Raw genomic sequence first — 22565 nt, 5'->3', positions numbered from 1 at the left:
TTATTTCCACAGACGGAAGCGCGGTTCGTCTTCGCCGGCCGGCGTCTCCTTTGCCAGACGCGCCGGATCGGCCACCTGATACCAGTCCAACTTGCGCGTCAACAGCATAATGCCCGCCAGAATGGCGAACAGCAGCCCCGCCCCCAGCACCAACGCATTGTCCTCCGACTGCAGCAGCAAATAGAGCACGCCGTACAACAGCAATAGGCTCGCGGCGAACAGCGCACCGCGCAGCTTGCCGCGCAGCACTGCGCTCAGGTAGAAGCCGATCAGTCCGCTGCAGGCGATGCTGGCCGCCAGGTAAGCGAGAGCGAATCCCAGGTGTTCGGAGAAGGCCAGCAGAATCAGGTAGAACAACACCAGCGCCGCGCCGACCAGCAGGTATTGAATCGGGTGCACCCGCAGCCCGGTCAGGGTTTCGAACAGGAAAAACGCCATAAATGTCAGCCCGATAAACAGCAGCGCGTATTTGACTGCGCGCTCGGTCAACTGATAATGATCGACCGGTTCGACCAGGCTGGCGCTGAAGGCCGGCAGCTTGTCCTCGTCGATAATGCCATCGTCGTAATGGAACGCACTGTTGATGTTGTTGGCGAACCAGGTGCTGCGCCAGCGAGCGCTAAACCCTTGCTCCGTCACCTTGCGTTCGTCCGGCAGGAAGTTGCCGAGGAAATTCGGGTGCGGCCAGTTGCTTTGCAGCTGCAGCTCGCTGCTGCGCCCCAGCGGCACCAGTGACAGGCTGCTGGTGCCCGCCAGCGTCAGGGTGAAGTCGGCGCTCAGCCCCGCTTTTTGTTGCAGCGCCGCCAGCGTCAGCGGTGCGTGGATCCCCTGGCGCAACGATCCCACGCCGGTGCCCGGCTCAAACGCCACCGGCTGCGGCGTTGCCAGCGGGGAAATGCTCTTGATGCCGCGAGAATCGCTCAGCGCCACCAGCAGGAACGGCTGGCCGACGGTCACGTTGGCGCGTTGCAAATCCGCCAGCTCCGGCTGGCCGAAACGCACCTTGAAGTTCAGCGGCCCCTGGTAAACCTGTGTCTGATAAATGCCCAACTTGCGCACTTCCACATTCGGTGCCCCCTGCACCTGAAGCGACTCCGGCAGCAAATAGCGGTGATGCTGCACCCGCTGCACCACCGTTTGTCCTTTCTCGTCTTTTTTCTCTTCTCGTTCGACATAAGGAATGACAATCAACGGGCCGAGCACGCGCTGCGCCCCGCTGGTGCTTTCGCTCACCTGCCCGACCACGCTTTGCCGATAGCCGCTGCGTTCGTCGATCACGCTCATCAGTTGGGCGATGGGGATCAACATCACCACCATCAATCCCAGCAGCGTGGTTATTTTCCAGAAAAGTACCGATTTCATCATGCTCGCTCCTCGTAGGTAATGAGGCCACGATAAAACCCGCAGGTGAAATCAGAATGTGGTTATGTGAAGGGAAGGTGAAGTCACAGCGATAACATGAACGTCGCTTCCACCCCGTGCGGCCGGCGGTTGCGCAGGTGAATGCCGCCATGATGCAGACGGGCGACCTCCTGCACGAAGTTCAGCCCCAGCCCGCTGCTTTTTGGCCGTTCGGCGCGCGGCAACGAATAAAAGCGCTCGAACACCTTATCGAACGCATAGTCAGGAATGCCGCTGCCGTCGTCGCAAACGCTGATGCAGTAATGCTGTTCCCGCCGTTCGCCTCGCACGCTGACGCAACCGCCCGGCGGGGTAAAGTCGATCGCGTTGTCCAGCAGGTTGGTCAGCGCCTGGCTGATCAGCAACGCATCGCCGTTCAGCGTCACCTCCGCCAGCGCCTCCAGCCGCAACCTGACGCCGCGCTGCGTCGCCTGCGCCTCTTTGCCCGCCACCGTCTGGTCGATCAACGCCGCGATCGCGATGGGCGCCGTCTCCATTTCTGGCCGGCTCTCCAGCCGCGCCTGCACCAGCAGTTTATCCACCAGTTGTTGGATGCGCGCGCTTTGCTGCTCAATGTTGGTGAGAAAACGCCGAGCGGTTTCCGGCGGCGGCAGCTCCTGCAACAGCTCCGCCGCGCCCCTGATCGCCGCCAGCGGGCTTTTCAGCTCATGCGTCAGGGCATGCGCATATTGTTCGATATAGGCTTTGCCTTCCAGCTTCAGGCGCATGCTCTCCAGCGCCTGCGCCAGCTGGGTCAGTTCCCGGCCGCCCACTTTGGGCAATGGCGCATTTTCGCCCTGCGCCACCCCATCGGCATAACGCACCAGCCGGCCTATCGACCGGTTGATCCACCAGACGAACACCGCCCCGATCAGCAGAGCGATCCCCAGCAGCAACGCGCCGGCCCACAGAATGCGCCGTTCGCTGCGCTTGATCACCGGCGCCATGGTGCTGTTGGGTTTACCCACGGTGAGCACGCCGATAATGCGCCCTTGTTCTATCACCGGCGCGGCCACATACATCACCGAACTGTTTTCATCCTGCGGGTCGCTGCGGGTGCTGCGGGCGCCGTACTGGCCGCGCAGCGTTCGATAAACGTCATTCCAGCGCGAATAATCCTGCCCCTGCGCGCGGCCGGCGGAATCGAAGATGACCCGGCCCTGGGCATCGGTAAGATAGACGTGGTATTCACTGCGGTCCTTGCGGATGCCGGAAATGTTGGCGCCGATCGGCCGCTGATTCAGCTGCGTAAACGCCTGCGCCAGTTGGCCATGCGCCGCATCGCCGCGCTGCATGTCCTGACGGGCGATCTGCGCCAGCAGGTTGGCGGTGTCCACCAGCGTGCCTTCGGTAGCGCGCCGCACGCCGGGCTTCACTTCCTGGACGAAAATGCTCAGCACGAAGTACCCGGCCACCGCTACGATCAGAAAGTACCCCAGCAGCAGGCGCAGGCCAATTTTCATGGCTGGCGGCTCACGCTGTAGCCCAATCCGCGGTGGGTGTGGATCGGCGGTTCACCGGGTTCAACCGCACGCAGCTTGGCGCGCAGCGTTTTGATGTGGGTATCGACGGTACGATCCAGGCTTTCTTCCGCCTGCGCCCAAACGCTTTCCATCAGTTGCTGCCGCGAGAACACCCGTCCAGGCGCCAACAGCAGCGTCTTCAGCAGCAGGTATTCGTAACGGGTCAGCGACAGCGGCCGCTCATGGTAGGAAATGGTGGCCGCGTCTTCGTCGAGCGCGAAAGCGCCGAAATGGTAGGGCGCGCTCTGCTGCAGGCGCTGCTGCTTGTGCAGGCGACGCAAAATGGTGCGCACCCGCGCGCTGACCTCGCGAGGAGAGAACGGCTTGGCGACATAGTCGTCGGCGCCGATCTCCAGCCCGATCAGGCGATCCACTTCATCACTGCGGGCGGTGAGAAACAGAATCGGCAGGTCGACCGCCTGAGCCAGCAGGCGGCGACACAATTCAAAGCCGTTGATATCCGGCAAACCGACATCGAGGATAGCGAGCGCGGGCGCGCCTTGCGCCAGCGCCTGCAACGCCGGTTCCGCGCGTTCGAACCAGCGCACCTCGAAGCCTTCGCTCTCCAGCGTGTAAACCAGCGTATCGGCAATGCTGGGTTCATCCTCCACCAACCAGAGTACGGGTTTCATCAGGGATCCTCGCCGTCACCCGCCGGCGGATACAGCAACAGCTGCCGCAGGTGGCGCCACTCCTCTTTGCTCATGCAGTCGGAAGCCAGCCACAGCCGGCGGCGCTTTTTGCCCTCCATCGGCAGCAGCGTCAGCAGCATGCCGTAACCCGGCATCCACGGTTTTTTCGCCAGCCGCCACTCGCGGCCGTGCCAGCTGAAGCGCCGGTCCGCCAGCAGCCGCAGCTCGCCCTGCGCCGCGGCGATGCGCTTCTGGCTGCGAATGCACTGAAACACCACCAGCGTCAGCAGCACCAGCCAGAGCGGGCCAAAACCTTCCGGCCAGGGCGAAATCAGGATCAGCAGGATCAACACGCCGTGGGTCAACAGTGAAAACAGCTGGGTGCGCCAGGAAATGCGGATATCACATCGCCACTGGGCCACGGTCTTTATTTCGCGTTTGGATCAGGGTCACCATTCTCTGCAGCTCGCCGTCCTGCGGCGCGCCATGATTCATCAGCCAGTTGAACAAATCGGGATCGTCGCACTCCAGCAGGCGGATAAACAGCGCCTTGTCCGCGTCATTCAGGCTGTCGTATTCGTACTCGAAGAACGGCATGATGGAGATGTCCAGCTCGCGCATGCCACGGCGGCAAGCCCAGTGAATACGTGCTTTGTTGTTAATATCCATGTTGTTATGACTCACCTCTTTTCAGCGCGGCAGCGCCAGCGCAGGGTTCAAATGACACACTGTATGGCAACGCCGTCGCAATATAATTCCATCAGCCGGGGATCTGTCTGCAAGGGTGCCCTGGCCGCAAGCCTATAGAGTAACAATTTGACATACACGCCGGGAAGGCGCTTTGCTGCGGAAAGCGTAATAAAGCGCAAAATGCCAAAAAAAGCGCACCCCGGCGCCGCGGCGCGAATAACAGTTTGCAAAGCCCGCCGCCTCTTTTACCATGGGTTCAATACCCTTCAGGTAAGCTAAACGTTGAGCAGGAACTTACTATGGCGCATAACATTCCATTCCCACCCCGTCAGCCCTCCGCTTCCACCCATCTGCCCCTGACGCTGATCTCGCTGGAAGATTGGGCGCTGGTGACGTTGAACGGGCCGGACACGGTGAAATATCTCCAGGGCCAGGTGACGGCGGACATCGACGCGCTGGCGGCCGATCAACACGTGCTGTGCGCCCACTGCGACGCCAAGGGCAAAATGTGGAGCAACCTGCGTCTGTTCCACCGTGGCGAAGGCTTCGCCTATCTGGAACGCCGCAGCGTGCTGGACAGCCAGCTGGCGGAAATCAAAAAATACGCGGTGTTCTCCAAAGTCACCATCGCCGCCGATAACGACGCGGTGTTGCTGGGCGTCGCCGGTTTCCAGGCGCGCGCCGCGCTGGCGGATCTGTTCGCCACGCTGCCGAGCGCCGAGCACCCGGTGGTGCAGGACGGCGAGACCACGATCCTGCACTTCAACGCGCCGGCGGAACGTTTTCTGCTGGTGACCCGCCCCACCGTGGCCGAACAGCTGATCGGCAAACTGCATGACCAGGCGGAGCTGAATGACAGCGGCCAGTGGCTGGCGCTGGAGATCGAGGCCGGTTATCCGGTTATAGACGCCGCCAACAGCGCGCAGCTGATCCCGCAGGCCACCAACCTGCAGGCGCTGGAAGGCATCAGCTTCAGCAAAGGCTGCTATACCGGTCAGGAGATGGTGGCGCGCGCCAAATTCCGCGGCGCCAACAAGCGTGCGCTCTACTGGCTGGAAGGTAAGGCGGCCCGCGCCCCGCAGGCGGCGGAAGACCTGGAGCTGCAGCTGGGTGAAAACTGGCGCCGCACCGGCACCGTGCTGGCGTCGAGCCAACTGGCCGACGGCAGGCTGTGGGTGCAGGTGGTGATGAACAACGATTTGGACGCCGACAGCAAGCTGCGGGTGCGCGAGGATGCCGCCAGCCAGCTGGCGATCAAACCGCTGCCGTATTCGCTGGCCGAAGAGAAATAATCCGTCGGCCGCAGGCGCCCTGCCTGCGGCCGTCTTCGTTACTCGTCCAACTCCCCGTCGCGCTGCACCAGATAAATCAGCACCAGAATGATGGTGACGAAGAAGCGAAACGCATCGGGCACGCCGTTCCACTGTTTCGACATCCACATGCCAAACCACTCGCCCCCAATCGACATAAAGCCGACCTGCCAGGTGAGGAAGCCCAGCGTCAGCCCCACAACCGCCAGCTTTTTCCGGCCGTTGAAAGCTTTAGCGGGCAGTTTCAGGCCGCACAGCAAGCGCAGGCCGCCGATCCAGCACAGCAGCGCGGTCAGGCTCTCCAGCGCAATGATGAAGATATAGCCGGCGTGGTGCAGCCACGGCGTTTGTATCGAACGGTAGCCGATGGTGGCGTCGGGGAAAATGGTGTCCATCATAAAGACGTGGCGCACGAAGGCGAAGTTGGAGCCGTAATCGGTGATATTGCCGAAGGCCACCAGCGAAGCGAACAAAGCGATAGCGCAGACCAGCAGCGCTTTGGATAAGCGAACGATCATCGTGATGAGTCCTGAACAAAGTTTAGAGAAAGAGTATGCGGGCTCAGAAATGAAAGAACGGGCTTGCTGGATACCCGAAAGAAGCAAGCGCCTCTTTTTTAAAACAAAAGAGGCGCCCGTTCAATACGCATTCAGACGTAGCGATAACGTTTAGACGTAGAGGTAGATCGCCATGAAATGGCAGGCGCTGCCGCCGAGCACGAAGGCGTGCCAGATGGCGTGGCCAAAGCGAATGCGCTTGGAGGCGTAGAAAATCACGCCGAGGGTATAGACCACCCCGCCTATCGCCAGCAGCGTGACGCCGCCGGCCTCCAGCCGCGTAACCAGCTGATAAATCACGATCAGCGACAGCCAGCCCATCGTCAGGTAGGTTATCAGCGACAGGGCTTCAAAACGGTGGGCGAAGGCCAGCTTGAACAGCACGCCCAGCAGCGCCAATCCCCAGATTACCGCCATCAGGCCCTTCGCCAACGGCGAATCCAGCCCCACCAGCAGAAACGGGGTGTAAGTCCCGGCAATCAGGAGATAAATGGCGCAGTGGTCAAATTTTTTCAGCCAATGCTTGGCCTTCTGATGCGGGATCGCATGGTACAGCGTGGAAGCGAGAAACAGCAGGATCATGCTGCCGCCGTACAGGCTGTAACTGGTGATGGCCGTCGCATCGGCGCCGGTATTCACCGCCTGCACCAGTAGCAACACCAGGCCGACGATACCGAACACCAGCCCGATGCCGTGGCTGATGCTGTTGGCGATCTCTTCCGCCCAAGGATAAGCCGCGGCGACAATCTTATTGTTCCCGGCTTTCACTACGTCCGTTTTCCCCATAACGCGCAACCCCTCAAAATGCCCTGCTTTGTGCGAAATTAACGCAAAGCAGCTTAACTGAGAATAATTCCAGTGTACACGTGTACGCTAAAATAAAAATGTGAACGCGTGTAACCATCGAAATCGCCCGTCTGGTGGTCTACAATCGTCAGGCTTCAACCCACCCACCTTGAGGTTTACACCATGTCATCCGCTGTACCCGCGTTAGATTTCGGCTCAATGACCCAGGTCATCCAGTTCCTGATGGAAATCGATAAGTTGAAAGGCGTGCAACGCCGCACCAAAGTGCTGGGCACCCAGCGCCAGGAAAACTCCGCCGAACACAGTTGGCACTTCGCCATCGCCGCCATGAGCCTGGCGCCCTACGCCGGTGATGACGTAGACATTCAGCGCGTGATCCAGATGGCGCTGCTGCATGACATTGTGGAAATCGACGCCGGCGACGTGCTGGTCTACGATCTGGCGGCCCGCGCGGCGATCCACGATCAGGAAGTGGCAGCGGCGCGCCGCCTGTTCGGCATGTTGCCGGAGGCTCAGCGCGAGTATTTCACCGCTTTATGGCAGGAATATGAAGATGGCGAAAGCGCCGATGCACGCTTCGCCTTGCTGCTGGATCGCACCATGCCGATGCTGATGAACCTGCACAATGAAGGCCAGAGCTGGGTGGAAAACGGCATCAGCCTGGAGCAGGTGCTGGCGCGCAATGCATCGATCGCCGACGTGCACCCCGAGCTGTGGCACCACATGGAGCAACACCTGCGGGATGCGCAGCGCAAAGGCTGGTTGAAGTAAGTAAACCAGGCCGCCGCCGCAGCCCGTTATCGTCACGCGAACGCCCGTTGGCGTTCCAACGCCTCCTCATAGCTCGGCATCGATCCCGCCGCCCCGGCGCGCTCCACGCAGACCGCCGCGTAGGCGGCGGCGAAGCGCACCGCATCGGCTAACGGCACCTGATTCGCCAGCTGCGCCGCCAGGGCGCCGTTAAACGCATCGCCCGCGCCGGTGGTGTCTTTCGGCTGCGCCGGAAACGCCGGGATCAGTTCGCTGTTTTCCCCGTCCGAGAACAACGCCCCCTGCGTGCCCAAGGTCACGATCAGCAAGCGAATGCCCTTGGCGTGCAGCACCTGCGCCGCCTGGCGCGCCGAAGCCGCATCCCGCACCGGCACGCCGGTCAGCAACGTACACTCGGTGGCGTTGGGCGTCAACATATCAACCTGCGCCAGCAGGCTGTCCGGCACCGGCTGAAACGGCGCCGGGTTGAGAATGATGAACGTCTGCGCCTCGCGGGCGATGGCGATCACCTGCTCAATCGCCGGCAGATTGTTCTCCAGCTGAGTCAACAGAATATCCGCCGCGGCGATCGCCGGCCGGCACTGGCGCACCTCATCTTCGCTGACCGTCAGGTTGGCGCCGGGATCGACGGCGATCATGTTCTCCGCCTCCTCACCGGCAACGTAGATAAGCGCATTGCCGGTCGGGCAATCGCCGGTCGAGAACAGCGTCACAGCATCGAAACCGGCGGCGGCGAGATGGCGCCGGGCAAAGGTGCCGAAGTCGTCGCGCCCCACCTTGCCGATGTAATGCACCCGCGCCCCGGCGCGCAGCGCGGCGGTGGCCTGATTGGCGCCCTTGCCGCCCGCGCCCATCATGCTGTTGCGGGCGATCAGCGATTCGCCGGGCTGCGGAAAGCGCGCCATGCCGGCGACGATATCCAGGTTGAACGAACCGAACACGCAGACTTTGCCTTTCATTGCGGGTACTCCCTGCTCAATTGGAAATGGCGCCGGGCGGCCAGGCAGGCGCCTTTGCTGCCGGTCTCATCGCTAAGGCGGCTGACGGAGATCGCCAGCCCCTGCGCCGGCTGCGGCCCGCGCAGATGGCGGCGGATCTCTTGCTCCAGCTGCGCCAACGGAAAACCGCTCATGGCGATCACGCCGCCCCCCAGGATCAGCTGCTGGGGATCGAGCACGTTCATTTCGATGGCGATGGTCTGCGCCAATCGTTCGACGAAGCGCCGCAGATCCGGATGTTCGCCGTGGCGTTCGAACAGCCGTTCGAACGGCGTTTGCGCCGCGTTGGCATGCGCCCAGCCGGTCAGCCAGTGGCCGGAGGTCAGGCTCTCGACGCAGCCACGTTTACCGCACGGGCACTCGCCCTGATGGCCCGGCCAGGGAATGTGCCCCAGCTCGCCGGCGGCGCCGTGCGCCCCGTGGTAAAAATCGCCGTTCAGCCACAGGCTATTGCCCATGCCGGTGCCCAAATACAGCCCCACCGCCACCTGCGGCAGCGCCGGCAGCTGCTGCAAGTCCCACCACAGCAGGTGATTGACGTCTTTATCCATCCGCACCGGCAGCGCCAGCAAATCGGCCAACAGCGCCGCCACCGGCTGAGCATCCAACGCCGGAATGAACGGCAGCGACAGCACCCGCGAGCGATCGCGGCTGAGGATACCCGGCAGCCCCAGCATCACCTGCGCCACCTGACGATCCTGGCAATGCCCGGCGATCAGGCGGCCCAACGCCGCCAGCGGATCGGCCTGTCGTGCCCAATCGGCGGTCGCCATCTTGCGGTAACCGCTGAACTCGCCGTCATCATCCATCAACAGCAGGCGGGTGTTGGTGCCGCCGACGTCTACGCCAAGAAAATGCCGCATCATGTCCCCCGCCTCAGGCCGCCTGCCGCATCTGATCCAGCATTTTTTCCCATGCCGTCTCCAGATCCGGATCGAGGTTGAACAGCCCGGAGCTGCCAACGATCAACACTTCCGCGCCGGCGCCCATCAGATCGCGGTAGGTGCGCTGATTGCAGGATCCGTCGATCTCGATCAGATAGCTCAGGTTTTGCTGGCGTTTCAGATCGCGCAACTGGCGGATCTTTTCCAGCATTTCGGGAATGAACGGCTGCCCGGCATAGCCCGGATCGACGGTCATCACCGTAACCTTGTCCAGCAGATGAAGGTAGTGGCGGATAAACTCCACCGGCGTAGCCGGGTTCAGCACCACCCCCACTTTTTTGCCCAGCGCGCGGATCTGGTTGATCACCCGGAACGCGTCGCGGTTGATGGTTTCAGCGTGCGGGCAGATAAAGTCCGCGCCGGCGCGGGCGATGGGGTCGATAAAATCGGTCGGGTTCTCCACCATCAGATGCACGTCCAGCAGCAACGAGGTGTGCGGGCGGATCTGTTCGATAAAGAACGGCGACAGCGTGATGTTTTTAACGTAGTGCCCATCCATGATGTCGATATGCAGCATATCGGCGCGGCGGTTCAGCACCGCCAATTGCTGCCGGATATCCATCAGGTTCATGCACATCAGTGAAGGTGAAATCTGGTATTTCATTAGCGTTATCCTGCGCAAAAGGGAAAAAGGATCAGTGGCCTGCCGCGGCTCTGGCCTGGGCCGCGCTGCGGCGCATCGCCCGCCGCTGCCGATAGCGATGGCGGAAAAACTTCAGCGCCAGCACCGCAATCAGTACCGCGCCCCACATCGCCAGACTGAAGTGCGGGCTGACGTTCATCAGGTTCAAACCGGTGGCGATCACCTGCAGCACGATCAGCGCCAGCACCACGCCGCTGACCCGGCCAAAACCGCCGAACGGATCGGTGCCGCCCAGAATGATCGCCAGCACCGTCAGCAGCAGGTAAGAGTCGCCGTAGCCCATGCGCGCCGAGTTGAAGCGCGCCATCATCACCAGCCCGGCGATCACGCACAGCAGGCTGGAGAGGGTGTAAATGGCGATCAGCACCCGATGGGTATTCACGCCGCTGAAGTGGGTGGCGTTGATGTTGCTGCCGCTCATGTAGATGCATTTGCCGAGCCGGGTTTTCTGCAAGAACAGCGCCAGCAGCACGGCGACCGCCAGGAAGATCCACAGCGGTACCGGTACGCCCAGCACGCGCTCGGCGCCGATAAACCGCACGATCTCCGGCATGCCGCTCAGGGCCGCGCCGCGCGTCAGGTAGATGCCGATGCCGTTGACCGTAGTCATGGTCGCCAGCGTCACCAGAATCGGATGGGCGCCGACGTAGGCTACCAGCGCGCCGGTCGCCGCGCCGATCGTCACGGCCAGCAGCATCGCCGCCGCCAGCGCCAACACCAGCCACAGCGCCTGCAATCCCAATCCGGCGTCCGGCGGCAGATAGCTGATGAACAGCCAGGCCATCAGCAGGCTGGTCAGGTTGGCGCTGGCGATAATGCACAGGTTCAGGCCGCCGCTGAGGATCGGGATGAACATCGCCAGGGTCAGCAGGCCCAGCTCCGGCAGCTGGAACGCCACGCTGGTGAAGGTGGCGCCGCTGAAGAAGCGCCCCGGCATCAGCAGGCTGAAGGCCAGCACCACCGCCACCAGCAGCGCCAACAGGCCGACGGCGGTGCCGTCCGGACGAAATTTCAGGTAGTTGCCCATCAGGCGCTCCTCAGGCGAAACCGACGTCGGTTTCTTTGCGTTTCTTGTAGTGAGTGACGGTGATCGCCGCGACGATAACCAGGCCGATCACCACGTTCATGAAGTAGCTGGACACGCCGATCAGGTTGAGGCCGTTTTTCAGCACGCCGATCAGGAATACGCCCATCAGCGTGCCGATCACGCTGCCCTTGCCGCCGTTCAGGCTGGCGCCGCCCAGCACCGCCGCCGCCAGTACGTCAAGCTCGCCGCCCACCAGCGCGTTGGGCACCACTTCGCCCATGCGGTACACCTGCACCAGGCCGCCGATCGCCGCCATCACGCCCAGATAGCCGTAGGCGAACAGGTGCAGCAGGCCGACGCGAATGCCGATGCGCCGCGCCGATTCCGCATCGCCGCCGACGGCAAACAGCTGGCGCCCGAGGTGCGTCTTGTTCAGCAGCAGCCAGGTCAGCAGCGCCACCGCCAGCATCACCAGCGTCGGCAAACCGAGCTGATAGCTCTGTTCACCCAACTGGAACGGCAGCACGCTGCGCGGCAGCGTCCACCAGTCCGGCAGCGCGTACAGACTGCGGCCGTTGGTCAGCCACATCAGCATGCCGAACAACAACGCCTGCATGCTGATGGTGACGATGATCGAGACGATGCGCAGGCAGTAGATCAGCAGCGCGTTGACCATGCCCAGCGCGGCGCCGATCGCCAACGCCAGCAGAATGCTGCCCGCCGGGCTGGCCAGGCCGTAATGGGTCGCCAGCGTGGCGATCAGGTACTGCACCACCGAGGCCACCGCAGCGAAGGAGATATCGATGCCGCCGGTCACCAGCACCACGAACAGGCCGAGGGCAAAGATGCCGCTCACCGCATAGCTTTCGCAGAGATCGAGCAGGTTTTGCACCGTTAAAAACTGCTCGCTGAGCAGCGAAAAGACGATGACCGTCAGCAACAGCACCCAGGCCAGGTAGCCTTCGTTACCGCGCGGTTTCAGGCTGAATCTACGCATTGACCGCCTCCGCCAGCTGTTGCTGGCTCACCTGCCCCGGCAGGTACTCGCCGATCACGCTGCCGCCGCTGAAGTGCAGCACCCGATCGCAGTTGTAATACACCTCCGGCACTTCGTCGGAGATCAGCAAAATGGCGATCCCCTCCTGCGCCAGCAGATGGATCAGTTGGTAGATGCTGGCCTTGGCGCCGACGTCGACGCCGACGGTCGGCGAGTCGAGGATCAGGATCCGCGGCTGGGTCAGCACCCACTTGGCCAACACGATCTTTTGCTGATTGCCGCCGGACAGCGTCGAAACCGCCTGCTCCGGATCCGCCACCCGCACGCCGAGTTTGGCGATCCACTCCGCGACGATGCGATTCTTGCGGTAGTCGTCAATCAGGCGAAAACGCCCGCGCAGCTTATCGAGAATGGTCAGCACCGCGTTGTCCGCCACCGACTGTTGCTGCACCAGGCCGAGCGTCAGGCGATCCTCCGAGACGTAGCCGATGCCGGCCTTGATCGCGTCCTCATGGCCGCGAAAGCGCACCGGTTTGCTGTCGAGGTAGAGCTTGCCGCTGTCCGGCCGAGTCATGCCGAACAGGCTCAGCGCCAGCTCGGTGCGCCCGGAGCCGAGCAGCCCGCATAGACCGAGCACCTCACCCTGATGCAGCCGGAAGCTCACGTCCTGATACTGCCCGGCGCGGCTGAGGCGATCCGCCTCCAGCAGCACCCGATCCTTATTCATGCTGGGTGACTTCAGGCGATAGTCCAGCTTCAGACCGGTCATCAGCTCGGTCAGACGATCGCCGGTGATCTCCGCCGCCGGCCAGGTGCCGATCTTGTTGCCGTCGCGGATCACCGTGACGCGATCCGAGATCTCCAGCACCTCGTCCAGCCGATGGCTGACGAACACCACGCAGATGCCTTTCGCTTTCAGGTAATCCACCGTGCGCAGCAGCTGATTGACCTCGGTGCGGGTCAGCGAGGCGGTCGGTTCATCCATGATCACCAGCCGCGCCTCCGCCACCAGCGCGCGGCAGATCGCCACCTGCTGCCGCTGGGCGATCGGCAGCTCCGCCACCCGTTTATCGAGATCCAGATGGAAACTCAGCTCCTGCAGCAGCCGCTCGGCGGTGCGCCGCAGCCGCGCCGGGCGGTACCATCCCAGCAACCCATGCAGGTTGTGCTCGAAGGCGATGTTTTCCGCCACCGTCAGGTTGGGAAACAGCGACAGATCCTGGTAGATCACCTGAATGCCGAAGGCGCGCGCCTGATCCGGCGACAGCCGGCCGAAGGTGTGCCCGTCGATGGTGATGCGGCTGCCGTCGTCCGGTTGATACACGCCGGCGATCGCCTTGATCAACGTACTCTTGCCGCAGCCGTTGGTGCCGGCCAGGCAGTGCACTTCCCCCGGCATCAGCGCCAGCGAGATAGCGTTCAGCGCACGTTGCCCGCCAAAGGTCATCGACAGCTGTTGCAGCGCGATCAGCGGCGCGCCCTGGGTTGCCGTATTGCCGGAAATCGCCATGATTACAGCCCCATCTTCACCAGCTTCGGCAGGTTTTGCTTATCCAGGCTTTCAGTGGCGTTGCCGAGAATGGTGTGCTGCTGCGCATCCACTTGCACCTTGCCCATGCCTTCGATGGTCATGCCGTCGGTGATTTTTTCTCCCTTGTGCATCATGTCGGCGATGCGCACGAACACTTCGCCCGCCACCATCGGGTTCCAGATGTAACCGCCCTTGATGGCGCCGCGATTGACCAGCGAAGCGCCCTGGCCCGGGCTGAACGGCCCGATGACGCAGATATCGTTGCTTTTGCCGCGGTTGAGCACCGCGCGCCCGGCGCCGATCGGCCCCTGCGATCCGAACGCCAGCACGCCTTTCAGATCGGGATATTTGGCCATCAGATCGTTGGTGGTGCGCACGCTGTCATCCAGCGATTCCCCCACGCCGAACTTGTCGCCCACCAGCTGCATGTTCGGGTAGTGCTGCTTCTGGTAGTTGATGGCCGAGTCCGACCAGGTGATATGCAGCGGCACCGTCAGGCTGCCGACGTACACCGCGTACTTGCCCTGCTCTTTCATGCAGGCGGCCAGCGCTTTCATGTGGTTGACCCCGTGCTGCAAGGCGTCCACCAGCTCAAAGTCCCAGTCGGCGTACTTCTGGCCGGGGGATTCGTGCACGATCACCTTGATGCCCGCCTCCTGCGCGCGCTTGAGCACCGGCTCCAGCACCCGGGCGTCGTTCGGCACCACGCCGATGATGTCCACCTTCTGCGCGATCAGATCTTCGATGGCGCGCACCTGCAGCGCCGGATCCGCCGCCGTCGGCCCGACCATCCAGGCGTCGATGCCGCGTTTGGCGCCTTCGCTTTTGATGCCGGCCTCCATGGCGTTGAACCACGGAATGCCGCCGATCTTCACCACCACGCCCATTTTCAGCTTGTCCGCCGCCTGCGCGGATAGCGACAGCAGCAGCGAGGCAAACAGACCGACCAGTACGGATTTTTTCATTGTTCTCTCTCCACAAGTGTTGGCTGTAAATAAGGGGGTTTCGTTGTTGTTATCGCGCCGCCCTTTTCGCGGCGGGTGAAACTTCAATCACGTCGACGTTGTTCCAGGCCAGTTCCTGACGAAATTCGTCGTCGCTGAGCCGATCGGTGATTAAGGTATCTATCTCCCGGTAGTGGCAGATGCGCGCGAACGAGCGGCGGCCGAACTTGTTGCTGTCCACCAGCAGGAACTTGCGTTCCGACGCCAGCAGCATCTGCTGCTTCAGCCGCGCATGGTGCTCGTTGCTTTCGCGGATGCCGCCGTCCTGGCAGATGCCGTGACAGGAGAAAAACAGCTTGTTGATCACGAACTCTTTCAGCATCTGCTCCGCCAGCACGCCGATAAAATCCTCATACTTGGCGGAATACTCGCCCCCCAGTCCGATGGTGCGCACGTTGGCCTTGCAGGCCAGCGTCTGGATGATGTGCAGCGAGTTGGTCAACACCACCAGCGAGATATCCGGCAGTTGGCGCGCCAAAAACCAGCTGGTGGAGCTGCTGTCCAGCAGCAGGCAATCCCCCGGCGCGATAAACTCCAGCGCGCGTTTGGCGATGCGCGTCTTCTGCTCCGGCGCCTCATTGCTGCGCTGGCGGAAAGATTCCCCCTGGTCTATCTCGGCGGGCACATAGGTTTTCTCCACCGCCGGCGGCTCGACGAACACCGCGCCGCCGTGGCTGCGCAGCAGCAGGCCGCGCCGTTCCAGCAAGGCCAGATCACGCCGCGCCGTCTCGATAGAGATGTGGCACAGCTGCGCCACCTCCTGCACCATCACGCGGCCGCGCTGGCTCAAGACTTCGGTGATAAAACGATGACGTTCTACAGGCAGCATGTTTCTTTTCTCCTCCACGACGTTGATTACGATATCGATTTGCCGCGCCGCGTTTTGCGCGCAGACGCAAAGCGCATCGCCCCGCGATCGGTCAACGATGGCGGTGTGATAGTTGTCAAAAAAATCGGGAGGAAAATGAAATGAATAATTATGAAAGTGTGGAGTAACAGGTAGTTATGATGCGCGTGCGTCTTAGGCAGACAGGAGATAAACGGTAAACGGTCACAATTCCACGTTCCGCAACATGACCGTTAATGACCGTTTTTGTGGTTTTGACCGAACGCCGGGCCTAAAGTAGCCCGGCATTCTATTTACAGCGGCTTATGCGCCGTTTCCCGCGCCGCCCATACCGCCCAAAGCGTGATAAGCAGAGCCAACGCGACATAGGCGGAAATCGCCAGCGTGCTGTCGTAAGATTTAAACAACGAAGTGATGATCAGCGGGGCAAAGCCGCCACCGATAATCCCCGCCAAGGTATAGGCTAACGACGATCCGGCATAACGCACCCGTGTCGGGAACTGTTCCGTGATGAAGGCCGCCTGTGGCCCATACATCGCCGCATGGATCAACAGCCCGATCACCACTGCCATGCAGATCAACACCGGTTGACTGCTGTCGAGCAGGACGAAGAATGCAAACGCCCACGCGATCGCCGCCAATGCACCGCCGATATACACCGGACGACGGCCGAAGCGATCCGACAATGCGCCAAACAGCGGTACCGCGACGGCGTTGCCTATCGCCCCCAGCATGGTGGCGCCCAGCGCCAGCGGGCGCGGCAGATTCAGCACGGTGGTGACGTAGGTCAACGTGAACACGACCACCAACGCATAGAGCACGTCAGAGCCGATACGCGATCCGCCGGCGATCAGCAGTGGGCGCATGTGCTGCGTGAAGACTTCGCGGATCGGCGACTGCGTAACATCTTTCGATGCCTCCAGTTGCAAAAATGCCGGCGTCTCCCCCACTCCCCGACGCAGCCACAAACCGAAGATGACCAGCACCAGGCTCAGCAGGAACGGGATCCGCCAGCCCCATTGCTGGAAATCGTCCGCCGACATCGCCAACGTCACCAGCGTAATCAGGCCGGTGCCGATCAGCGAACCGCAGGACGGCCCTACCTGAGCAAAGGACGCGTTGCGCCCGCGCTGATGCGGCTTACCGTGTTCCATCGACAACAGCACCGCCCCCGCCCATTCTCCGCCCAGCGCAATGCCCTGAATAAAGCGCAGCGTCACCAGCAGCAGCGGGCTCCAAATCCCCCAGCTGGCGTAGCCGGGCAACAATCCCATCAGCGCCGTGGTCACGCCCATGATCACCAGCGTGGTGACCAGCACAAAGCGCCGCCCCAACACATCGCCAAGGTGGCCGAACACGATGCCACCGATCGGCCGGGAAACATAACCCACCGCGTAAGTGGAGAACGCCAGAATCGTGCCCACCAGCGGATCGAACGATGGGAAGAATACATGGTTGAAAATCAACGCGGCCATGATGTTGTAGACGGTGAAATCGTACCATTCCAACGCCGTGCCAATCGAGCTGGCCGCCGCCAACTTGCCGGTATTGGGCGGTGCAGCGGCACTTTCTGCGGCCGGCGCGGCAGCCTGTGCCGTTTCAGTGGTGTATGCGTTCATGATGTCAGCTCCTGTGCGGTCAGTTGCCAGCCAAGGGCATAGTGCCAGGCATCGGCGGCGGGCATGTTCAGCGCTTCAGCGGCCTGCTCGCTTAAACGCAGGCCGGCTTCGGCGTCGCTGCTTTCGATCAATAGCATCGGCAGCATTCGGCGGTTTTCTCGCGATTCTTTCGGCAGCGGGGAACTGAGTTCGGCATCCGGCGTCAACAGGCTGCTGCGCACAAAGCCAGGCTGTTCAGCCAGCCGTGCGCCCAGTTGCAAGATGCGGGCATGCAGCGCTTCCGATGCCGCCGACGGCAGCACGAAGATACAGAGATGACTGCCGCACCCTTGGCCGGTGACCGCCTCCACCGCACACACCCGGCGCATTGGATCACGCATTTTCTCCAGGCTGGCCACCGACCAAGGCGTTTGGTGTTGAAACGCGGCGCGATAGGCTTCGGAGGTAAAGCTGGCCAACGATTCGGTTTTATACAGCCCCAAATATTGACGCCCGCCCTGCAATGCCCGATAGCGTGTGCCGGATAAAAAGCCGGGCACCCGCACCCGCTCCTCCACGTGTTCGCGGTCATACCAGCGATTGAAATCCGCATCATCCTGCGTGGCGACATCCGTCGCGACAAACAGCATTCCGTTCGGGGAATCGTTCATGGATATTCTCCTGGTCATCTCAAAAGGCAGGCCTGCGCCCACCGGAAAATCACGCCTCGGCAAGACGGCGTTCGATTGCCAGCGCCCATCCCAGCAGCGCCTCATCACACATCGGCAAGCCCGCCAGCATCAGGCCGATCGGCGCAGCGCCCGGCCGCTGGCAGGGCAAGGACAGCGCACAGCCGTCGAGGAAATTGACGATCGCGGGATTGCGCAGCATCAGTCCGTTGCAACGGAAGTAGGCATCATCCGCCGCCAGCTCGCCGATAGTTGGCGCAATCATCGGTACGGTCGGCATCAGCAGAGCGTCAAACCTCTGCAGCTCCGCCGTAATCCGCCGCTGCCAGTCGGCGCGTTGCCGCTGCAACAGCTGCAGATCGGCGTCGCCCAAGGATGCACCGCGGCGAATGCGCGACAGCACCCGCGGGTCATAGCCCTCGGCCCGTTCAGCGATCAACACTTGATGCCAGCGCCAGGACTCCAGCGCGGTGAAACCACCGTTGGCATTGAACGCGGCCAGTTCGGCAAACGCCGTAGCGGGAATGAATTCAATCTGCGCCCCCGCCTGAGACAGGCATTGCAGGCTGCGCTGGAATGCCTCGGCAACCGCCGGCTGCAGTTCATCCAGCACCACCGTTTGCGGCACGGCAAAATGCGCCTGCGCCAAGCTTTTTTGCGGCACCCGCAGCGGGCTGTCGGCAATCAGTGCGTCCAGCGCAATACAGCTGGCGACGTCATGAGCAATCACGCCGATCGAATCCAGCGAAGGCGACAGCGGCAATAAGCCAGCGTCATTGATGCGCCGTGCAGTGGGTTTATACCCGGTCAACCCGCACAGCGCGGCGGGTATGCGTACCGACCCGCCGGTATCGCTGCCAATCGCGCCCAGGCACATGCCGTCGGCCACCGCCACCGCCGCACCGGAAGAGGAGCCGCCGGGAATGCGCGCCGCCTGTCGCTCCCAGGGGTTGGCCGGCGTCCCGTAATGCGGGTTGATGCCCAGCCCGGAATAGGCGAATTCCGTCATCGTCGTTTTGCCCACCACCACCGCGCCGGCTTGCAACAGCCGTTCCACTACCGCAGCGTGCTTTTCCGCGGGCGGCGCGTCGGCTAACACGCACGAGCCCGCCGTGGTCGCCTCACCGGCCACGTCAAACAGATCCTTGATTGAGACAGGCACGCCATCCAGCGCCGACAGCGGCGAGCCGGCGGCGCGCCGCCGATCGGAGGCCTGCGCTTGCCGTTGCGCCCACTCGGCGTAGGTTCGCGTAAACGCGCGCGCGCCCTCCCCCCGCTCATCGGCGATCTGCGCCAAAGCGGCGGCGGTCAGCTGCGCTGCGGTGAACTCACCACTAGCCAGGCCGGCGCTGGCCTGCATCAACGTCAGCTTTTTCATCACGCCACCACCGGCAGTTCAATGCTGCGATAACCGTGACTGATGGTGCGCCCAAGCACATCGTCCACCAGTTCCATGCGAAACTCGCCGGCCGGTCGAATGCCGCCGATCGCCGCTACCGTGCCGCAAGTCATCGCCAACCCGTCGGGCGTTTGCGGTTGCGCCAGCCCGCACTCCGGCGGCTGCATACCGGTGAAGTAACGCTCCAGCAAATCACCAGGCGTACGCAGCGCGGCAAGGCTGCCCTGTTGATACAATCGCCATTCGCCCTCTTCCTTGATCCACGAACGCAAGATCAAACTGTCCCAATGTTCCAGCACCTCCTGCAGCGGCCAGGCGGCTCGCGCCACCGGTTTAACGCAAATCTGTTTCGACAGCGCCACGCTGTGCGCTTCGAGTTGACGATCGGTGTGATCGGACGCCAATGACACGAACAGTTCGCCGCGATGGGCAAAAATCAGCGGCTCCGCTTCGCCGGACGTCGCGTTGCCAATGACTTCAATGGTCTCTTGCTGGCTCAACTGATTGGCGGCAACGCGGTAAAACAGGGGGATTGCACTGGGCTGGGGCACGCCCAGCTCGGCCAATTCACGAATATGGTGCAAGATCGCTTCGCGATCGCGCCCGGTCCAACCGGCGATCACCAGATGATCAATCTCAACATTCAACGTCGCCGCGCCGCGGGATTCAGGTAAAGTGAAGGTCAGTCTCATGGCAGTTTCGCCCCTCTTGTTAAAACACTGTGAAATTTCACTATATCTTTAGTTACCAAATAAGCGATTTTCATGCCATGTTTTTGTGTACTATGTCTAAAAACTTTCTTCTTGCAGGAGCAAAACGTGAAGACTGTTGACGCAGAAAGCCCGCAGCGCCCGATGACGGAAGAAGCCGGCGTCTCACTGAACGAGCTGGCCTACCGGCGCTTCAAACAGGCGCTGGTCACACTCAGCTACAAGCCGGGCGAATATCTCAATACCGCGCAGGTGATGAACGATCTGGATATGGGCAGAACGCCGATAAATCAGGCAATCCACCGCTTGGCCAACGAGGGGTTACTGCAGGTCATCCCGCGCAAAGGCGTGATGGTTTCACCGTTGTCGATGGACGATGCGTTGGAATTGATCGAAGTAAGGCTGGCTAACGAGATGCTGTGCATGCAGCTGGCGAGCCAGAGGATTACCGAGAGGCAAATCGCGACGCTGACCGAACTCAACCGGCAAATCGAAGCCGCGAGCCAGGAGCGAGATAGAGTGCGAATGATGACACTCGATCATGAGTTTCACCAGGAGCTGGCGCAGATCGCCGGCAATAACATGCTGGCGGATATCCTGAGTGTGCTGCACGCCAGGGCGCAGCGTTTTTGGGCCAGCACCCTGTCGCGGGAAGGGCATATGCGCGAAGTGATCGACGAACACCGGGCAATTATCGCCGCGCTGGCCGCACAAGACAGCGCCGCCGCCGCCGAGGCCGCGCAGGCGCATATCCTGTCATTCCGCAGCGCGCTGCTGCACGACGGGTAACCCCGCGGCGCAGGATATTATCGGGAATAGTTATGATGACCCTGTTCTGCCGATGAGCAGGAGATAAACGGTAAACGGTCACATTTCACGCTCCGCGGAATGACCGTTTTTATAGTTTTGACCGAGCTCCGTCGAGAGGTGGCCGACGTTGGTAGGCGTTGCCTTAAAAAACAGCAAAAAAATCCGGTGAGAATCTCACCGGACCGTTAGCCACCTGACACAAATTATTCCTCGTGCTCATGCTCTTTCAACATCGCCTCACGCAGCACAGCGTTCAGGCGTTTCTGATAGCCCTTGCCTGGCCGCTGAAGCCAGGCCAACACATCCGCATCGATTCGGATGGTTTTCGATACTTTCATCGGTTTATAAAAACGCCCCTGAACCGCAGCCTGCCACTTCTCCTCACCCAGGGCCGGGGCATCGGTATAATCGATATCCTCATCCGGCAGCGCGCTCAGTGAAGCAATTTGCGCTTTCTGCTCCCCCGTCAACGGAGGGAGTACGCTATGCGCCAGATTTTTGGCTGAATTTTTGCGCTTCATATCTTCCCCTCTCTTTGGCATCGGCCTTGCGTGCTGAAATGATGCGCACGATCTCTACGGCATCGCCTTCGACATCCGTTTCGGTCGTCGTATGTGCCACCAGCAGCAACAAACAGGAGCCGACCATACCGAGCGCGTTTGCCAGCGTTCTTCTCCATCCTCAATCCTTTCCAGCACGGCCAAATGGTTGGGATCCAGAAAAACCCGTTGCGCAATCTTAAAACTGACGCGGTGTTTGCGCTGGTTACTGTGATTTTTATCCTGATTCCATTCAAAATAAACATACATTTTTGTAACTACATTTTGATTGTTATTTAATCAAAATACACTCCGCACGGCGGGATGTCAAAACCCCCTCATGCGTTCAACGCCCGCCGGCGGCCTCGATAAAAGTGCCGGTCACGTAAGACGCGGCGTCAGACAGCAGCCAGGCGATCGCCTCCGCCACTTCCTGCGGCTGCCCGCCGCGCTGCATCGGTAAACTGTCCTTCACGCGATCCACCCGGCCGGGCTCGCCGCCGCTGGCGTGCATCTCGGTATAGATGAATCCGGGTCGCACGCCGTTGACGCGGATGCCCTGCGCCGCCACCTCGCGCGATAACCCGATGGTCAGGGTATCGACGGCGCCTTTCGAGGCGGCGTAATCGACATATTCCCCGGCAGCCCCCAACCGGGACGCCGCGGAGGAAACGTTGACGATCGCGCCGCCCTGCCCGCCATGGCGCAGCGCCATGCGCTTCACCGCCTCGCGGCAACACAGGAAGTAACCGGTAACGTTGGTGCCGAGCACCTGATTGATGCGCTCGGCGGTCAACTGTTCAATGTTCGCCTGCCGGAACAGAATGCCGGCATTGTTGACCAACGCACTGAGCGTGCCCAGCCGGGCGTCCAGCGCGGCGAACATCGCCATCACCTGCGCTTCGTCGGCCACATCGGCCTGCAGCGCCAGCGCCTTGCCGCCCTGCGCCTCGATTTCCGCCACCACCTGCCGCGCCGCGCTTTCGTCGCGCAGGTAATTCACGCCCACTGCATAACCCTGCCGGGCCAGCAATAACGCGGCCGCACGGCCAATTCCCCGGCTCGCGCCGGTCACCAATGCCACTTTCGTCATACTGTTTTTTCTCTGGTTAGCGATGTCAACACAGCAGCCTGCATG

At 61.7% G+C, this 22565-nt stretch carries 24 protein-coding genes and 1 pseudogene; 3 read left to right on the top strand and 22 right to left on the bottom strand.

Going from position 1 to position 22565, the window contains the following annotated elements:
- From creD to sdhE, 5 genes are all read right to left on the bottom strand, one after another.
- Entirely contained in the window at positions 1-1365 is a 1365-nt protein-coding gene (gene creD, locus ACJ8IM_RS24115; RefSeq protein ID WP_041036554.1) for a cell envelope integrity protein CreD, read from the bottom strand.
- Positions 1366-1445: 80 nt separating this feature from the next.
- On the bottom strand, positions 1446-2864 hold the full coding sequence (creC, locus tag ACJ8IM_RS24110; protein ID WP_033654070.1) for a two-component system sensor histidine kinase CreC: 1419 nt from the start codon (positions 2862-2864) through the stop codon (positions 1446-1448).
- Positions 2861-3556, bottom strand: a complete 696-nt coding sequence (gene creB, locus ACJ8IM_RS24105) for a two-component system response regulator CreB (protein WP_033654069.1) — start codon at positions 3554-3556, stop codon at positions 2861-2863. The genes creC and creB overlap by 4 nt, the downstream gene beginning before the upstream one ends.
- Positions 3556-3978, bottom strand: a complete 423-nt coding sequence (locus ACJ8IM_RS24100; protein ID WP_033649453.1) for a protein YgfX — start codon at positions 3976-3978, stop codon at positions 3556-3558. Before ACJ8IM_RS24100 ends, creB begins: the two co-directional genes overlap by 1 nt.
- Entirely contained in the window at positions 3959-4225 is a 267-nt protein-coding gene (gene sdhE / locus ACJ8IM_RS24095; RefSeq protein ID WP_004931679.1) for an FAD assembly factor SdhE, read from the bottom strand. Before sdhE ends, ACJ8IM_RS24100 begins: the two co-directional genes overlap by 20 nt.
- Positions 4226-4545: 320 nt before the next feature.
- Here sdhE and ygfZ point away from each other — a divergent pair, with 320 nt between their 5' ends.
- Positions 4546-5538, top strand: a complete 993-nt coding sequence (gene ygfZ / locus ACJ8IM_RS24090) for a tRNA-modifying protein YgfZ (protein ID WP_049194803.1) — start codon at positions 4546-4548, stop codon at positions 5536-5538.
- 38 nt (positions 5539-5576) lie between these two features.
- Here the strand turns inward: ygfZ and ACJ8IM_RS24085 are convergent, their stop codons facing one another.
- On the bottom strand, positions 5577-6074 hold the full coding sequence (locus tag ACJ8IM_RS24085; RefSeq protein ID WP_033649451.1) for a DUF2165 family protein: 498 nt from the start codon (positions 6072-6074) through the stop codon (positions 5577-5579).
- 150 nt (positions 6075-6224) lie between these two features.
- On the bottom strand, positions 6225-6899 hold the full coding sequence (gene trhA / locus ACJ8IM_RS24080; protein WP_033654067.1) for a PAQR family membrane homeostasis protein TrhA: 675 nt from the start codon (positions 6897-6899) through the stop codon (positions 6225-6227).
- 183 nt (positions 6900-7082) lie between these two features.
- Here trhA and ACJ8IM_RS24075 point away from each other — a divergent pair, with 183 nt between their 5' ends.
- The gene (locus ACJ8IM_RS24075; RefSeq protein WP_025304127.1) at positions 7083-7691 is read left to right on the top strand and encodes an HD domain-containing protein; all 609 of its coding nucleotides are present in this window, start codon (positions 7083-7085) and stop codon (positions 7689-7691) included.
- 32 nt (positions 7692-7723) lie between these two features.
- Here the strand turns inward: ACJ8IM_RS24075 and rbsK are convergent, their stop codons facing one another.
- The 12 genes from rbsK to ACJ8IM_RS24015 form a co-directional block, all read right to left on the bottom strand.
- The gene (gene rbsK, locus ACJ8IM_RS24070; protein WP_033635835.1) at positions 7724-8650 is read right to left on the bottom strand and encodes a ribokinase; all 927 of its coding nucleotides are present in this window, start codon (positions 8648-8650) and stop codon (positions 7724-7726) included.
- Positions 8647-9555: an allose kinase gene (alsK, locus tag ACJ8IM_RS24065; RefSeq protein ID WP_079656788.1), complete on the bottom strand. Its 909-nt coding sequence runs from the start codon at positions 9553-9555 to the stop codon at positions 8647-8649. Before alsK ends, rbsK begins: the two co-directional genes overlap by 4 nt.
- 10 nt (positions 9556-9565) lie before the next feature.
- Positions 9566-10237 (bottom strand): D-allulose 6-phosphate 3-epimerase, encoded by a 672-nt coding sequence (gene alsE / locus ACJ8IM_RS24060; RefSeq protein ID WP_033654065.1) that lies wholly within the window; start codon positions 10235-10237, stop codon positions 9566-9568.
- Between the two features lie 31 nt (positions 10238-10268).
- The gene (locus tag ACJ8IM_RS24055; protein ID WP_033654064.1) at positions 10269-11303 is read right to left on the bottom strand and encodes an ABC transporter permease; all 1035 of its coding nucleotides are present in this window, start codon (positions 11301-11303) and stop codon (positions 10269-10271) included.
- Positions 11304-11313: 10 nt separating this feature from the next.
- Entirely contained in the window at positions 11314-12300 is a 987-nt protein-coding gene (locus ACJ8IM_RS24050) for an ABC transporter permease (protein WP_033635839.1), read from the bottom strand.
- Positions 12293-13810: a sugar ABC transporter ATP-binding protein gene (locus ACJ8IM_RS24045; RefSeq protein WP_049212591.1), complete on the bottom strand. Its 1518-nt coding sequence runs from the start codon at positions 13808-13810 to the stop codon at positions 12293-12295. The genes ACJ8IM_RS24050 and ACJ8IM_RS24045 overlap by 8 nt, the downstream gene beginning before the upstream one ends.
- 2 nt (positions 13811-13812) lie before the next feature.
- Positions 13813-14796 carry a substrate-binding domain-containing protein gene (locus tag ACJ8IM_RS24040; RefSeq protein WP_101455654.1) on the bottom strand — a complete coding sequence of 328 codons (984 nt, stop codon included), beginning with the start codon at positions 14794-14796 and terminating at the stop codon, positions 13813-13815.
- A gap of 49 nt (positions 14797-14845) precedes the next feature.
- The gene (locus ACJ8IM_RS24035; protein ID WP_004931653.1) at positions 14846-15664 is read right to left on the bottom strand and encodes a DeoR/GlpR family DNA-binding transcription regulator; all 819 of its coding nucleotides are present in this window, start codon (positions 15662-15664) and stop codon (positions 14846-14848) included.
- A gap of 311 nt (positions 15665-15975) precedes the next feature.
- Positions 15976-17301, bottom strand: coding sequence for an MFS transporter (locus ACJ8IM_RS24030; RefSeq protein ID WP_033654062.1), 1326 nt, complete (start codon positions 17299-17301; stop codon positions 15976-15978).
- Positions 17298-17951: a DUF4286 family protein gene (locus ACJ8IM_RS24025; RefSeq protein WP_033654061.1), complete on the bottom strand. Its 654-nt coding sequence runs from the start codon at positions 17949-17951 to the stop codon at positions 17298-17300. Before ACJ8IM_RS24025 ends, ACJ8IM_RS24030 begins: the two co-directional genes overlap by 4 nt.
- Positions 17952-18000: 49 nt before the next feature.
- Positions 18001-19347 (bottom strand): amidase, encoded by a 1347-nt coding sequence (locus ACJ8IM_RS24020; RefSeq protein WP_101455655.1) that lies wholly within the window; start codon positions 19345-19347, stop codon positions 18001-18003.
- The gene (locus ACJ8IM_RS24015) at positions 19347-20060 is read right to left on the bottom strand and encodes a DUF2848 domain-containing protein (protein WP_033635845.1); all 714 of its coding nucleotides are present in this window, start codon (positions 20058-20060) and stop codon (positions 19347-19349) included. Before ACJ8IM_RS24015 ends, ACJ8IM_RS24020 begins: the two co-directional genes overlap by 1 nt.
- A 162-nt stretch (positions 20061-20222) precedes the next feature.
- On the opposite strand from ACJ8IM_RS24015, the gene ACJ8IM_RS24010 reads away from it, so the two are divergent.
- Positions 20223-20867: a GntR family transcriptional regulator gene (locus ACJ8IM_RS24010; RefSeq protein ID WP_170929847.1), complete on the top strand. Its 645-nt coding sequence runs from the start codon at positions 20223-20225 to the stop codon at positions 20865-20867.
- Between the two features lie 224 nt (positions 20868-21091).
- Here the strand turns inward: ACJ8IM_RS24010 and ACJ8IM_RS24005 are convergent, their stop codons facing one another.
- From ACJ8IM_RS24005 to ACJ8IM_RS23995, 3 genes and pseudogenes are all read right to left on the bottom strand, one after another.
- Complete coding sequence (locus ACJ8IM_RS24005; RefSeq protein ID WP_049194807.1) at positions 21092-21409, bottom strand: BrnA antitoxin family protein; 318 nt, start codon at positions 21407-21409, stop codon at positions 21092-21094.
- A pseudogene (locus ACJ8IM_RS24000) lies at positions 21372-21697 on the bottom strand (BrnT family toxin). Before ACJ8IM_RS24000 ends, ACJ8IM_RS24005 begins: the two are co-directional and overlap by 38 nt.
- A 76-nt stretch (positions 21698-21773) precedes the next feature.
- A complete protein-coding gene (locus ACJ8IM_RS23995) occupies positions 21774-22520 on the bottom strand; it encodes an SDR family oxidoreductase (protein WP_101455656.1) in 747 nt (248 codons plus the stop codon).
- Positions 22521-22565 lie beyond the last annotated feature (45 nt).

Origin of the sequence: Serratia sp. CY33525, assembly GCF_052169115.1 — a bacterium.
GTDB lineage: Bacteria > Pseudomonadota > Gammaproteobacteria > Enterobacterales > Enterobacteriaceae > Serratia > Serratia sarumanii.
This window is presented reverse-complemented; position numbering and strand designations above follow the sequence as displayed.

Coding starts and splice junctions, on each gene's coding strand:
- creD (WP_041036554.1), bottom strand. CDS start 1,365: ATGATGAAATCGGTACTTTTCTGGAAAATAACCACGCTGCTGGGATTG.
- creC (WP_033654070.1), bottom strand. CDS start 2,864: ATGAAAATTGGCCTGCGCCTGCTGCTGGGGTACTTTCTGATCGTAGCG.
- creB (WP_033654069.1), bottom strand. CDS start 3,556: ATGAAACCCGTACTCTGGTTGGTGGAGGATGAACCCAGCATTGCCGAT.
- sdhE (WP_004931679.1), bottom strand. CDS start 4,225: ATGGATATTAACAACAAAGCACGTATTCACTGGGCTTGCCGCCGTGGC.
- ygfZ (WP_049194803.1), top strand. CDS start 4,546: ATGGCGCATAACATTCCATTCCCACCCCGTCAGCCCTCCGCTTCCACC.
- ACJ8IM_RS24085 (WP_033649451.1), bottom strand. CDS start 6,074: ATGATCGTTCGCTTATCCAAAGCGCTGCTGGTCTGCGCTATCGCTTTG.
- trhA (WP_033654067.1), bottom strand. CDS start 6,899: ATGGGGAAAACGGACGTAGTGAAAGCCGGGAACAATAAGATTGTCGCC.
- ACJ8IM_RS24075 (WP_025304127.1), top strand. CDS start 7,083: ATGTCATCCGCTGTACCCGCGTTAGATTTCGGCTCAATGACCCAGGTC.
- rbsK (WP_033635835.1), bottom strand. CDS start 8,650: ATGAAAGGCAAAGTCTGCGTGTTCGGTTCGTTCAACCTGGATATCGTC.
- alsK (WP_079656788.1), bottom strand. CDS start 9,555: ATGATGCGGCATTTTCTTGGCGTAGACGTCGGCGGCACCAACACCCGC.
- alsE (WP_033654065.1), bottom strand. CDS start 10,237: ATGAAATACCAGATTTCACCTTCACTGATGTGCATGAACCTGATGGAT.
- ACJ8IM_RS24055 (WP_033654064.1), bottom strand. CDS start 11,303: ATGGGCAACTACCTGAAATTTCGTCCGGACGGCACCGCCGTCGGCCTG.
- ACJ8IM_RS24050 (WP_033635839.1), bottom strand. CDS start 12,300: ATGCGTAGATTCAGCCTGAAACCGCGCGGTAACGAAGGCTACCTGGCC.
- ACJ8IM_RS24045 (WP_049212591.1), bottom strand. CDS start 13,810: ATGGCGATTTCCGGCAATACGGCAACCCAGGGCGCGCCGCTGATCGCG.
- ACJ8IM_RS24040 (WP_101455654.1), bottom strand. CDS start 14,796: ATGAAAAAATCCGTACTGGTCGGTCTGTTTGCCTCGCTGCTGCTGTCG.
- ACJ8IM_RS24035 (WP_004931653.1), bottom strand. CDS start 15,664: ATGCTGCCTGTAGAACGTCATCGTTTTATCACCGAAGTCTTGAGCCAG.
- ACJ8IM_RS24030 (WP_033654062.1), bottom strand. CDS start 17,301: ATGAACGCATACACCACTGAAACGGCACAGGCTGCCGCGCCGGCCGCA.
- ACJ8IM_RS24025 (WP_033654061.1), bottom strand. CDS start 17,951: ATGAACGATTCCCCGAACGGAATGCTGTTTGTCGCGACGGATGTCGCC.
- ACJ8IM_RS24020 (WP_101455655.1), bottom strand. CDS start 19,347: ATGAAAAAGCTGACGTTGATGCAGGCCAGCGCCGGCCTGGCTAGTGGT.
- ACJ8IM_RS24015 (WP_033635845.1), bottom strand. CDS start 20,060: ATGAGACTGACCTTCACTTTACCTGAATCCCGCGGCGCGGCGACGTTG.
- ACJ8IM_RS24010 (WP_170929847.1), top strand. CDS start 20,223: ATGACGGAAGAAGCCGGCGTCTCACTGAACGAGCTGGCCTACCGGCGC.
- ACJ8IM_RS24005 (WP_049194807.1), bottom strand. CDS start 21,409: ATGAAGCGCAAAAATTCAGCCAAAAATCTGGCGCATAGCGTACTCCCT.
- ACJ8IM_RS23995 (WP_101455656.1), bottom strand. CDS start 22,520: ATGACGAAAGTGGCATTGGTGACCGGCGCGAGCCGGGGAATTGGCCGT.